Consider the following 11,346-nt stretch of genomic DNA (forward strand, 5'->3'; position numbering starts at 1 on the left):
TGCGGCCGATTGCAGAAGAGGGTCGGCTGCCCCGCGACGGTCCATCCGCCAGACACGGAGGGTGACGACGTGCGTTAGTTGGTCTGCCCTATCGGCGGCGAATCAGTGCGGCGAAGGCGGCTGCCGGACGTTCGTCGTGTCATCGTGTGAAGATCGAACTGAGAGTCATCGTGAGTAAGTCGGTTACGATTGGGCGGCGAAATGATTGACTTTGAGAAGGCTGTTGTCGGCCTTCCGCAAGCCGAACGGTTTCCAGGCCTTAGTGGTGCGTGGCGATGGTTCCGGGCTCCGCGCTGGTATGGCGCTCTTGCCGTCAGCGAGGACGGCCGCATTGCGTTCGAGATGCGAGGCCTCGACGTTTTCGACGAGGACCTCGTTCGCGCCGTTCTTGCCTTTGCCCGGACCGAGCGACTGTTTGCTGACCGCCCGTTGGTAACGGCATCCGGCTTCCGCCACGAACCGTTCGACTTCGACGTGGTCGCGGCATGTCCGCCAGACGTTCATACGTATCACCAAGGTGAAAACGAAACCCTGCACGCAGCCGTCACCGCTGTCTTCCCGGCCTACGCATGCGAGTGTTCCGGCTCGGAAAACATGGAAGACGCCAAGTACCGCTTCACCCACATGCTGCAGCCGACCGTCCTGACTCGCCGACCCGTGCCGTTTCTGAAGATGCGCTTCGAAAACACAAGAACTGGCGGCGGAAGCATCGGACCGAAGCGCGGCTTCACAACGCTAGATGTTCTTCGTCGCGAACTTCGCGAACTGGGAGCTGACGCACCTGGCAGCTTCGTAGAATTCGAAAACTCGCACGGCGAGGTCCGGAGAATCGAGCCGCTCAACGGGGCATGGGCAGTTACCGGCGCTTCCGTCGAGACGGTACGCCCAGAAAATCTCGATGAATGGGTCAATGCGCAGGTATGCGACCTAATTGAGTAGCCAGCCACAATGGAGTTCACTCTTCTCGGCATGTCCGCGAAGGCGGCCGGGCTTTCTGCAGCCGGTCGGTCACGACGTCGCGAGGTGCGGTGCGCTGGACGACCACCGAACGTGACGGCGTGCGGTCGTCTGCGGTGCCTGGTCGGCGGCAGAAGCGGACGCGGCACCCGACCGCCGTTCTTCGCGGGACCCGCCCGCCCGGCCCTTGTAACCAGGCTCTTTAGAGCAGCATGTCGGTGACGAAACAGACGACCTCGCCGTTCTTGTCGCGGCCGATCCACGTCGGGTAAGCGCCGTCGCCCCAGCCGCTGTGGTAGGCGAGCAGTCCGCCACCGTCGAGCATCCCGAAACCGCCGCCGTCCAGTTCGAGTTCGTCGGGCACGTCCTCGTCGAACAGGGCGGCGTAGCGCTCGCGTGCGTCGGCGTCGAGGAAGCAGGCCATGCCGGCGTCGACCGAGACGCCGTAAAAGTAGCCCTCGCGCAGGTCGAGCGGGTCCTCCCCGTCGCGCAACGCCATCTCCCACGCGGTCACGGGGCGATCGGCCACCGTCAGGCGGGCGGCAGCGACCCGGACGTGCTGCTCGTCGCCAGCGAGATGCGCCCGGCTGATCGTCACCGGATAGCTCCCCGGCGCCACGGTGGCCAGATAGGGCGCCTGGTCGGTGGAGAGCCAGCCGGGGTCGGCCGCGACCAGGCGGCCGGACGGCAGGCGCAGGTCGCCGGCCGGGACGACCTCGATCCGGGCGGTCGTCTCGCCGTGGGCTACCGAGCGGACCGCGCCCTCGGTGAACAACTCAGCCACGTCGCCCGGGGGCAATGGGCGCGGCGGCCGCCAGGGCGCTTCGACCCGGTGTACCACCGGCAGGTCGTGCGTTTCCGCCTCGGCCACCTCGGCCGGATCGACCTCAATCATGGTGAGCAGCTCGGCCCAGTTCCCGGGGCCGGGCCGGGGCAGGCGGGGCGCGGGCACGAACCCGAACTCGTTGGACAGGCCACCGCCTTCGCCGTTCGGCCGGTCCTCGATCAGGATGCGCCCAGTCGACCGGTAGTAGGTGATAAACCGCTGGGCGGCCCGCCGTTCGTACTCGTCGCCGAACAGTTCGTCGGGCCCGTCCCAGGTTTTGGCGGTCCACAGGGCGAGATCGTCCTCGGGAGACGGGCGGAACTCGTGCTGAGCCACCCGGCGACCGCGGTCGTCGTACCGAACCACGGCCAGGTAGCTGTCCGCCCAGGCCACCTGGATCTGCAGCCGCACCCGGCCGCCGTCGAGAAGGACGACCGCGTACGTGTCGCGCGTCGTCACCTCGGCCCGGCCCAGCGGATTGACCAGGGCGCTGCCGTCCCACCCCGCGCCGTACACCGCCACCAAATCGATCACGAGCGAGCACTCTACGTGCAGTCGCACGGCTCGGTGAAGACCCGCGGACACGGTCGCCGGCGACGCGGAGGGCATCGCCCGCAGGTCCGCGCATGAACGCGATGCCATCGACGATCCGCCTGCGCGACGACACGATCCGGCATCACGATAGGTTGCGCGCGCTTTGCGGCAGAAGAGGAAGCCGCGGACCGGAGGGGATTTGAACCCCTGGTGGGGCGCGGCACGCCGTGGGCCCCACGCGCCTTCGCGCCGCCCGTGCGTGCCCGGCCTTCGACTCTCGGCGCTGCAATAACCCGGCTCTGCCACCGGCCCAGAAGCAGTATGCCTGGCACCCGTCGTGCCGAGCACCTGGGTTGGCGCGCGAACTCAGCGGCAGATGAGGATGCCATGACGAAACGAGTCCCTCCATACTCTTGAGCATGGTGACCACCGACAACTCCTTGCCAGTGCTTGTCATTGACGGAGCCGCCTTCTCCGACCTCGACGGTTTCGCCCGCGAGTTCTCAAAGCTGCTGTGTCACCACACCTGGCGAGGAAACCTGGATGCCTTCAACGACATCCTCCGCGGGGGCTTCGGGACACCCGAAGACGGCTGGGTGCTGAGATGGCTCGATTCAGATTCATCGAGATCCGCGCTTGGCTACGAGGCGACAATTGAGTGGCTGGAAGGTGTCCTGCTCACCTGCCACCCGTCGAACCGGTCACAGGTAGAGAACGAACTTCTCGCGGCACGGCGCAGTGAGGGAACGACCCTGTTCGACATGATCGTCGAGATCATTCGATACCACGGGCCGGGCGGACCCGAATCCGAGGACGGAGTCTTGCTCGATCTTCGTTGAGCCGGCGCCTCCAATTCGCGCAGGCGAGGCTGGTCCACGCCTGCAACAGGGCAGACACAAGCTGTCACCACCGAATCAGCCCGATGCGCCTTCAACGCGGCATGAGAGGACGCGCAGAACGCGGTCATCTGGTGGATTTTCGATTGCTCGACACGTCGTCCAACACCCACGATAGAACCGTGTTCGACTACCAATGCCCGGAATGTGGACAACGAGGTCAGGTCGACAAGCCGAACTTACTGGGCACATCGCGAACCCAGTTCCCGCTGCCTGACTCATCCCGGTCGTAGGCATCCGCGACGCGGGAAAGCGCCGCATCGAATTCGTGTCGCTCCTCGTCGCTCATCTCGCCGAGCCGGTACGCAATCTCTTCCAGTGTGCTCAGAACCATATGCGCGTGCGAATCCAGCCCAAGAAGGGTTTCGAGGGTCGCAATGGCCGACAGGAGCGCACCGACGACTCGATCCATGGAGTCACCACCTCCGAACCTGATCATGCACCAGGAGCTCCGGAGGATCGCACCCGGTACCGAGTCCGATCCGCGGCAGATGAAGACGCTCGCCGTACAGCTCGTAGCCTTGGCTTCTACGCGTGGTCTCGCCCGGCAGGCGGTGTACCGCAGCCGCCCGCCGGCTCACCCTCAGGGAAACAGCGACTGGCCCTCGCGGCGCAGATCGGCAGCTCCACCACCCACGTCTCGGCGGCAGATATGGGCGCGAACTCAAGGTGAGAAGCTTGGCTTGTGCAGGATCATGATGAGCCCGTCCGTATACGTGGTCTTGTCGTTCCGCCGCTGCTGCTGGGCCTGTTGCGTGACTGCCGCTGGCGTCATCCCGGTGAAACGGCCCTCAACCGCGTGATGCCCTGGTTCAAGGACCCCTTGCACTTTCTCGACAGCGTTCAGGCCATGGCGCGGGAATCGAACTCGCTGGACATCCTCACCGACGATGCGGCGTCAGCTCAGCTGTTCAGGCAAGCACGAGGCACCCGTCCAGGCTCCCACGTCGATCTGCCATGGCTCGATGTCGACAAGGCGTTCCTGGTCGCGGTCAACAAACTTCCCGGCGACGACACAGCAATCGCTCTGGACTACCGGACGGACCACACGGACCCCCGCGTCGTCGCGAGTGACTTCTGGACCGACCCGAGGATCTGTTCGTGGCGCGAGGTGACCCCGACGTTCTCCGCCCTCGTGGGCGCGTTCGGCCTGTAACAGGCGCCGCCGAGGCAAAGGCCGTCCTCTCCTCTGCCAATGAACATCCGCAGTCGGGCACCGCGGGTTCTTCTGGAGACTGCGATCACGCCGCGTGCGGATAGGCTCCGGGCTCATGAGCGACGCCGGGCACGAGCCCCACCTGTTTGCCAACCGGTTCGCCGACGCTGTGGGACCGTCGGGGCGCGAGCCGGATCGGGATCGTTGCCGGTGCGTCGGACATTCCGCGGCGAGCCGCCCGGCGACGGTGCCGTTCCACTCGGAGCGGCAGGACGCCGACAGCCCCGGGTGGCGACGTCTGCTGATGCTGATCGACGAGGCAGCGGCTGACGGTAGAGCGGTCTTCAAGCCGTTTACGCAGATGAGCCCCGACGAACGCCGGCAAGTCGTCACTCTACCGCCGAGCATCGCCGGCCTTACCCAGGTCAAGCACCTGGTCCTGTACGGCACGAACCTGGTGCGGCTACCGCCGCAGATCGGCGCGATGACCAGCTTGGAAGTGTTCGAGCCGTACACCTCACATCGACTGCACTGGTACCCATACGAGCTGACCCGGTGCGCCCGGCTGCGTGATAGTACGGTGAGCACGCGAGTGCTGTACGGAAACGTCAAGTTCCGGGCGCCGTTCCCGCAACTGCGCCCGGTGACGACCGCGACCGAGGCCAACTTCACACGGCTGGATCCCGGAACCTGGGGCGCGGACGCCGTACGCACCTGCAGCGTCTGCAACGGCCCGGTCGACCGTGAACTTCGCCAGGTGTGGATCTCGCTGAGGATCGCCACCGACGTGCTGCCACTGCTGGTCAACGCCTGCTCAGCGGCATGCGTGGCGGCGCTGACGGCACCCCCGGACGGCTACGTTCCCACACCACACCTCGGCGGCCCCGACCTCGTCCAGCCAACCACCGGTGCTTGATAGCGCGACCGTTCCACGGCCTACTCTCGTTCCCTTCGGCCAGGACGCGGCGTATGTGCAGCACGACGGACTCGCGGATGAGCTCAAATGGCCAGGGCGTCCACGGATTCGAACGCGACAAGCCGGGATGAGATGATATTAACGATGTCTCAGGCTGGCGAACTGTCCGAAGCGCGTCACCGCTTTCCCGTTGGTGACCGGGTGCGGGGCCGCATCAGTGCGCTGCCGTGGGGTCCAGGACTGACAGGACTGTTCGTCGATCTCGGCGCAGCACCGGACGGCTTCGTCGATGTACTGCACTTGCCCGAGGACCCTGGCCATTGGCCGTCGGTCGGGCATGAGGGACTCTTCGAAGTGCTCAAACACCGGCCTGGGCAGGTTCGGCTCTTTCCGTTGGACGCCTCGATGCGCTCGAAGCGCTACCGAGTATCCCTCTGGCCTGGCAACGAGTGGACGGCAATCACCGCGCGTTATCCAGTTGGTTCGGTCGTCACGGGCACCGTTACGGACCTGTTCCTTCCCGACCGAGAGTACGCCGTGCGCTTTCCAGACTTTTGGTCCGTGGTCCAGTACGACGGAGCACCACCCGCAGTAGGTAGCTCCGGCGCCTACATCGTCACCCGGCAACTCGAGTGGACCCGCCGCCTCCTGGTCAACCCTGTCGAGTGACTCCTTGCGAGGACGTGACAAAGCAGGCGCCGTCCCAGTGCAAAAGTACCGAGCGTGACGGTCGCGCCGAGCGTGGTGCCCGGACGGCGGCAGAACAATGCGCCGCTGCGCGCGCGTCTCTGCATGTTCCTATCGATGCGTCGGGTGGAAACTCCGTCGCCGTTTCATCCGGGGTCGGCGACACTGCGGAGGGCGATACGACGAGGGTTCGAGGGGTGCTGCCGGAGTGGGTCGACGGGTGGGCGGGCAGAAATGGCCGGTGCTGGTCAGCGCGGTCCAGTTCGGCGGCCACCAGTACCGGGTCGTCCGCCCGGCCAGGGCGCCGAGGTTCGCCGGTCTCTACGAGGGCCGGCTCGGGGCTCAGTTCTGCCTCGACAAGGAAACGGCGATGATGTTCGCTCAGGCTTGGGGGCTGGCTGCCCGGTCGCCGCGCACGATCGTCTACCTCCCGTTGCGCCGGGCGGAGCGCCCGGCTCACCAATCCTGGGGGCGTCCGCTCGATCTGGTGCTGCTGCACCACCGCCTTGCGTTCCCGCCGTCGCGGTGGAAGCAGGTCCGTGACCGGCTGGGGATCGGCAGCCTGCACACCGTCGTCCTGCCTGGTGACGCGTGGCCGTCGCGGCCAGTCGCCGATCACCGGCGGAGCTGGTATCGGGAGTTCCGGGATCATATTCGCTGGGACATCGCCGCCGACACGTTGGTGCTCACCGGCAGCCGGGAGGCGTTCGAGCTGGAAGCCGACCAGGTTCGGGGCTTGGCCGAGCAGTGCCCGGCTCATCGCGCCCGCACACCGGAGGCCCACTGCTGCGCCGAGATCGGTATGGGCAGAACCCGCCGCTACCCGGATCGGCGAAGGCCGTACGCCGAACTGCACGTCGAGTACACACGATAGCGCCTACCCGTGAGCGCGGTCTGCGGCTAATCAGGATGGCGTCGGCTCCCGGTGGTCGGCATGATGACGGCGTGGCGGCCGACCTGCTGTGGGATGACGTCCGGGAACTGTTCGATCCCGACCTGATGGGATCACTTCCCGATGTCTGCGTGCCGCACACCTCGGTGAAGGATTGGCAGGATCTGCTCGACCTCGTAGTGGCGAGCGGATGGCGGTTCGAGTATTCCGAAGGTGAAACGGTTCTGCCGTTGCCGACCGCGGCAGCGGTTCTGGACCGAGCGCCCGGTTCGGAGTGCCCGGCGCTGCGGGTTTGGCCGTACACCGACATGTTGATGATCTTTCGGTTCCTCGTGGCCGAGGAGATCGACTTCGACGTCGACCTGCGAGAGATACAGGGCCAGGAACGCCTCGACCAGTTCTGCGCCTTCCTCCAGTCGGTGGGCCGGCACCTGGGCAAACCGGTGTTGATGGCCGATGAGGGCGGCAATCCGGCCGAGTATCCGGTCCTCGGCTTCGCCATCGTTAGCGACCGAGTGGCAGTTGTCGACCTGCCTTCAAAGCGCTGAGCTGCAGGGCTGGCGTTCAGTGCCACGGTACCGAATCAGCGCGATCGCCCGTGACGTTGAGTAGCGATCGGTTCGCGGCATGTGAGTAATTCGATCTTGGTTGCGGATGTCGGCTGACGCGTCTCCACGAATTTCGGAGGGCGGCTCGTATCCTGCTGGCGTGGTGAAGCTTATGACCTATGCCGGTCCGGTCTCCGCGGATGCGCCCGGGACCCGCACGGGCGGTGTCCCGTACACGCCCTCGGGCTTCGAATGGCCTCGGTGCCGTGAGTGCGCCGGGCCCATGCAGTTCCTGGCGCAAGTCATTCTTTCCGACGTCGAGGCTGACGGTGTCGGTCTGTTGTCCATTTTCATGTGCCAGAACGATCCTGGCCTGTGCGACGAATGGGACGCCACCGCGGGTGGCAACCGGGCGTTCACGTTCGGAGCAGATGCGGTCCATGTCGCTACCTCGCCCGGCGACGGCATCGCGCTGCTTGAGGAGACCTGCGCAGTCTCGTTCGAAGAGTTCGACGCCGAAGACTATCTGGAGGCGCCGGAACGCTGGCATAAGCGGACGGACCGGCCAGCGCGGGAGGTACTCGGTCAAGTCGGAGGACGGCCCGCATGGCTACAGAACGACGAGACGCCCTTGTGTGGCGGCTGTGCCCAGCCGATGACGTTCGTAGTTCAGCTCGAGGAAGGGCACGATCACCAAACCTCGATGAACTTCGGTGGTGGAGGCTGCGGCTACGGCTTCCGATGCGGATCGTGCGGGACTGCCGCGTTCCTCTGGCAACGCTGACCCGCGTTGCCGAACGCACGGCAAACAGCTGCCCTGCTGCGCCGAGCCCGCCCGCTCAGCGGCATGACAGTAAGTTGATCAAGGCCGTGGTCGCGCATAGCCTCGACGCGTGACCGAGCAGCGACCGTGGGCTGTTCGACTGACCCTCCTGGCCTCCGAGGCGGAGCTGGAATCGATTATCGACCGGATCGGCGAGGCAATCTGTTCCCCGCCCGATCACCCCGGACCGTGCCGTACTCCGTGGTCGATCCTCTCGACACCGGTAGGCGACCTTGATGACTACGAACGGTCAGCGTGGCAGCTGTCTGTCGACGAACTACTCGCACAACGCCACGCGGAACGACGGCAGTAGCGCGCTGTTCGCGGCATTAGGCCGTTGAAACGGGATGCGCGGGATCATGGTCTATCGTGATGCCGTGCTCGCGAGGCATCAAGAACGATCATGACAGGCGAGTCGGCATGGCCTGTCGCGAAACTGTCGGCGCTACGACTCGGCCGTCGCCTGGCGGTCGAGGTACCCGCTGCGGATCCGGGACGGCGTGCCTTCATCGACATCACACCGGGCGCCGTCGAAGGAGATACGCAGGCCCGCCGCGAGAGATGGACCCACACGAGCACAACTCGGGCTTTCCGGATCAGGCACCGGGAGTATGACGCCGACCGGCTCGACGGATTCGACTACGACGTCGGCTCGACGCTGCTGCGCAGCGCCGAAGCGGCCGACGAGTCGGAGTTATTGACTGTTCTGCGGGAATGGCAGCTCAGCCCGCATCAGTTCCAGTACGCCCGGGACACCGCCGACCCTCGGTAGCGCGGCCAACATCACCATCTCGGATAAACACGCGCGGATCGTGGCATGACCACGAGGCAAGCCCTCGCGTCGGTCGGGTCACGTTCCGTAGCGATCGGATCGCGGCCGAAGAGTGCGCGGCCATTGAACCCTACGCGAAGCGCGAGGCTTTCGGCGCCTCGGTCTGTATCCAGAAAACGTTGTCGCCTTCGGTCTTCATCTCCACTCTGCGTTCGTCGATCCAGGGCATCCGTTCTGGCGGCTCCGGCGGCTCGAACCCACGCATCCGATACTCCGCCCGTAGCAGTCGGACCTGAGCAAGTGCATGCCGCCAGGGAGCAAGAATTTCGCGGGGAAGCGTCGAAGCCGTTGCGAGCACTCCGTTCTCAAATTCCCACGCTTCTCGCTTCGCGTGTTCCATGAGGAACTTCGCCATTGACGCGTCGTAAAGCTCACGCGCCGGGTCATTGGCAACATAGTCAGCAAGCTTCTGCTCGACGACATGGGTGAGGGTCTCCTCGCGCTCCCTGGCGCGTGCCTGGGCCTGGTCGTAAACGTCACCTAGGCGGAGGGATCGCGTTGGAGTCGGCCCACCCGCAGGCGGACGTCCAGGACGGCGTCGTGTCTGATCTTCGCTCATAGGAGTTAATGTAATGCACTAACTGAATTACTGCAAATGCAGTAACCAGATCAGCTTCTACATCACTCGCCCCACGAGGTTCCTCGGAAATATCCACGCGCGCGAATGCGCCGTCCCGCGAGAAGCTGCGGGCCGATCAGGCCGGCGAGCTGCTCACCCGGCGGTGATTTCGCGGGTTGGTGTCCCGAGCGAACGCGCTGCGGCGGGTTCGGCCAGCGCTGCGGCCACGGCTTGCGAGATCCTGCCACTGAACCCCGATGAGGTGAACAGCTCCTGCAAGGCGGGGCGGAAAGTGTCCTCGACGGAGTCGGTCACCTTGCGGTCCCTCATCGCCGCGGCGGCGTAGCCGTCGAACGGACAATGCGGATTTTGCCGGGTCGGTACCCGCTCGGGCAGTGGTGCCGCGGAGCTCAGGCGACGCCAGAAGGCGGGCCCCTGGGTACCGCTGATCGACGGTGACAGCCCCATCCGCCAGTCGAATCGGTGCCGGACCCACCGCCGGCGGCGATGGGTCGCCGCGAACTGAGGGCTGTGGGCGAGCGCGTACGCACGGCGCAGCACGGTGACGATCTCGTCCAAGGACAGCTCGAAGCCGGGTTGACCGTCCGGGAGCGGAGTGGCCCGCAGCACCCATTGGAGCATGACCAAACCGCTGGGGAAGATCCGCAACGTATTCGCGTCGCCCCACGAACTGTTCTCGGTAGGAGCACCTTCTACCAGGCGCACCTCGAGGTTGCCGGAGTAATCGGCATGGAAGGGCGCATCCTCGAAGAAGACTGCGGCCAGCTCGTTGGCCGCGTCGACGAACGCGGGCGGATCGAGGGTCTCGGGCGAGTGGTTGGGGGCGACGGCGACGTTCAACCAAAACCGGGCACCGCCGTTGCCGTACAGGTTTCCGGTTCCCGTGATGGGTTGGTGGTCGGCAACCAGCGCGGCTTCGGCCCGCTGCGTCAGCTGCGGCAGGAAGCGGGCAGCGCCGGCGAGGGCCTTGCGCAGAGCGGTGTCCAGCACAGTCATCGTCCGGCGTCTTCGGTCTCGGGATACGGCGTGCGGGATGAACCTGTCCCGTGCGCCCGGAACTTGACCGTACACCTGACGTGCACGAATCCCGCCTCCGCCACGGGCGACTGATCACCCAGCGTGTCGACGCCCGGGAGAACTGGCGTCGGAAGGAGGACCAATGGAAGTCGCGGACAGCGTGGAAATCTCCTTACCGCCACCGCCGGCGCCACCGTCACCGCATTACCGGGCGCCGCGCGGGACCATCATTTCGTCATTGTGCCCTACGCGCGCCAGGTAAGTCACGCGCGTTGTCCGCGGCAGATCAGGGAGCCGCCGAGACTTCTATTGCAAGAATTCCTCGAAGTGCTTGGCCACAAGATCAGCCATGGCTTGGGCGCTACGGGAGCCGTCGACCTCGATGACACGGATGTTCAGCCGCCTGGCGTTGCGGACTGCGTCCTCGGCGATCAGCCGGTCACGTGCGATTCGGTTGCGCTGAGCAAGCTCGGGATCGCTGACGTTGAACCGAGTTGCGCCAGCGCGTCGTAGGCGACGGACCTGGTGCTGCCGGAAATCTTCGGTGGGCACCATGACGACCATGCGCCGCGGAGACGAGATTAGCGGGGCGACGAGTTCAGGACGAAGTCCCCAGCCATCGGCGATGATCGGACGCGGTGATGCGAGGGCGCGGAGGTCGTCGAGCGCGTACTCAAAGCGC

14 protein-coding genes are annotated in these 11,346 nt (G+C 65.6%); 9 read left to right on the forward strand and 5 right to left on the reverse strand.

The features are described 5' to 3' along the window. Positions 1–201 precede the first annotated feature (201 nt). Positions 202–939, forward strand: a complete 738-nt coding sequence (locus tag IH26_RS60930; protein ID WP_157437868.1) for a hypothetical protein — start codon at positions 202–204, stop codon at positions 937–939. Positions 940–1,159: 220 nt separating this feature from the next. Here the strand turns inward: IH26_RS60930 and IH26_RS59220 are convergent, their stop codons facing one another. Continuing rightward, positions 1,160–2,317: a DUF4241 domain-containing protein gene (locus IH26_RS59220; RefSeq protein WP_051810069.1), complete on the reverse strand. Its 1,158-nt coding sequence runs from the start codon at positions 2,315–2,317 to the stop codon at positions 1,160–1,162. A gap of 419 nt (positions 2,318–2,736) precedes the next feature. On the opposite strand from IH26_RS59220, the gene IH26_RS0151340 reads away from it, so the two are divergent. Continuing rightward, on the forward strand, positions 2,737–3,156 hold the full coding sequence (locus tag IH26_RS0151340; RefSeq protein ID WP_030443620.1) for a barstar family protein: 420 nt from the start codon (positions 2,737–2,739) through the stop codon (positions 3,154–3,156). A gap of 217 nt (positions 3,157–3,373) precedes the next feature. On the opposite strand, the gene IH26_RS0151345 is transcribed toward IH26_RS0151340, so the two are convergent. Then, entirely contained in the window at positions 3,374–3,625 is a 252-nt protein-coding gene (locus IH26_RS0151345; RefSeq protein WP_030443621.1) for a hypothetical protein, read from the reverse strand. Positions 3,626–3,898: 273 nt separating this feature from the next. Between IH26_RS0151345 and IH26_RS55120 the strand changes: the two genes are divergently transcribed. The 7 genes from IH26_RS55120 to IH26_RS0151380 all read left to right on the forward strand — a co-directional run bounded on the left by IH26_RS55120 (position 3,899) and on the right by IH26_RS0151380 (position 9,007). Further along, a complete protein-coding gene (locus tag IH26_RS55120; RefSeq protein WP_157437870.1) occupies positions 3,899–4,369 on the forward strand; it encodes a hypothetical protein in 471 nt (156 codons plus the stop codon). A 304-nt stretch (positions 4,370–4,673) separates the two neighbouring features. Next, the gene (locus IH26_RS0151355; RefSeq protein ID WP_245666061.1) at positions 4,674–5,285 is read left to right on the forward strand and encodes a leucine-rich repeat domain-containing protein; all 612 of its coding nucleotides are present in this window, start codon (positions 4,674–4,676) and stop codon (positions 5,283–5,285) included. Positions 5,286–5,429: 144 nt separating this feature from the next. After that, positions 5,430–5,954, forward strand: coding sequence for a hypothetical protein (locus IH26_RS60935; protein WP_157437871.1), 525 nt, complete (start codon positions 5,430–5,432; stop codon positions 5,952–5,954). A 226-nt stretch (positions 5,955–6,180) separates the two neighbouring features. Continuing rightward, the gene (locus tag IH26_RS0151365; RefSeq protein WP_157437872.1) at positions 6,181–6,846 is read left to right on the forward strand and encodes a hypothetical protein; all 666 of its coding nucleotides are present in this window, start codon (positions 6,181–6,183) and stop codon (positions 6,844–6,846) included. A 71-nt stretch (positions 6,847–6,917) separates the two neighbouring features. Continuing rightward, a complete protein-coding gene (locus IH26_RS0151370) occupies positions 6,918–7,412 on the forward strand; it encodes a hypothetical protein (protein ID WP_425394477.1) in 495 nt (164 codons plus the stop codon). 172 nt (positions 7,413–7,584) lie between these two features. Continuing rightward, the gene (locus IH26_RS0151375) at positions 7,585–8,196 is read left to right on the forward strand and encodes a DUF1963 domain-containing protein (protein WP_030443626.1); all 612 of its coding nucleotides are present in this window, start codon (positions 7,585–7,587) and stop codon (positions 8,194–8,196) included. A gap of 442 nt (positions 8,197–8,638) precedes the next feature. After that, entirely contained in the window at positions 8,639–9,007 is a 369-nt protein-coding gene (locus tag IH26_RS0151380; RefSeq protein ID WP_211268930.1) for a hypothetical protein, read from the forward strand. Between the two features lie 130 nt (positions 9,008–9,137). Here IH26_RS0151380 and IH26_RS60940 read toward each other — a convergent pair whose 3' ends face one another. From IH26_RS60940 to IH26_RS61795, 3 genes are all read right to left on the reverse strand, one after another. Next, the gene (locus IH26_RS60940) at positions 9,138–9,626 is read right to left on the reverse strand and encodes a hypothetical protein (protein ID WP_157437873.1); all 489 of its coding nucleotides are present in this window, start codon (positions 9,624–9,626) and stop codon (positions 9,138–9,140) included. Between the two features lie 153 nt (positions 9,627–9,779). Continuing rightward, a complete protein-coding gene (locus IH26_RS0151390) occupies positions 9,780–10,643 on the reverse strand; it encodes a hypothetical protein (protein ID WP_157437874.1) in 864 nt (287 codons plus the stop codon). Positions 10,644–10,970: 327 nt separating this feature from the next. Continuing rightward, positions 10,971–11,346, reverse strand: a 376-nt coding sequence (locus tag IH26_RS61795) for a hypothetical protein (RefSeq protein ID WP_030443629.1), incomplete at its 5' end; no start/stop codon positions are given.

This window comes from Actinoplanes subtropicus (genome assembly GCF_000721705.1).
GTDB lineage: Bacteria > Actinomycetota > Actinomycetes > Mycobacteriales > Micromonosporaceae > Actinoplanes > Actinoplanes subtropicus.

Coding starts and splice junctions, on each gene's coding strand:
- IH26_RS60930 (WP_157437868.1), top strand. CDS start 202: ATGATTGACTTTGAGAAGGCTGTTGTCGGCCTTCCGCAAGCCGAACGG.
- IH26_RS0151340 (WP_030443620.1), top strand. CDS start 2,737: ATGGTGACCACCGACAACTCCTTGCCAGTGCTTGTCATTGACGGAGCC.
- IH26_RS0151345 (WP_030443621.1), bottom strand. CDS start 3,625: ATGGATCGAGTCGTCGGTGCGCTCCTGTCGGCCATTGCGACCCTCGAA.
- IH26_RS0151355 (WP_245666061.1), top strand. CDS start 4,674: ATGCTGATCGACGAGGCAGCGGCTGACGGTAGAGCGGTCTTCAAGCCG.
- IH26_RS60935 (WP_157437871.1), top strand. CDS start 5,430: ATGTCTCAGGCTGGCGAACTGTCCGAAGCGCGTCACCGCTTTCCCGTT.
- IH26_RS0151375 (WP_030443626.1), top strand. CDS start 7,585: ATGACCTATGCCGGTCCGGTCTCCGCGGATGCGCCCGGGACCCGCACG.
- IH26_RS0151380 (WP_211268930.1), top strand. CDS start 8,639: ATGACAGGCGAGTCGGCATGGCCTGTCGCGAAACTGTCGGCGCTACGA.
- IH26_RS60940 (WP_157437873.1), bottom strand. CDS start 9,626: ATGAGCGAAGATCAGACACGACGCCGTCCTGGACGTCCGCCTGCGGGT.
- IH26_RS0151390 (WP_157437874.1), bottom strand. CDS start 10,643: ATGACTGTGCTGGACACCGCTCTGCGCAAGGCCCTCGCCGGCGCTGCC.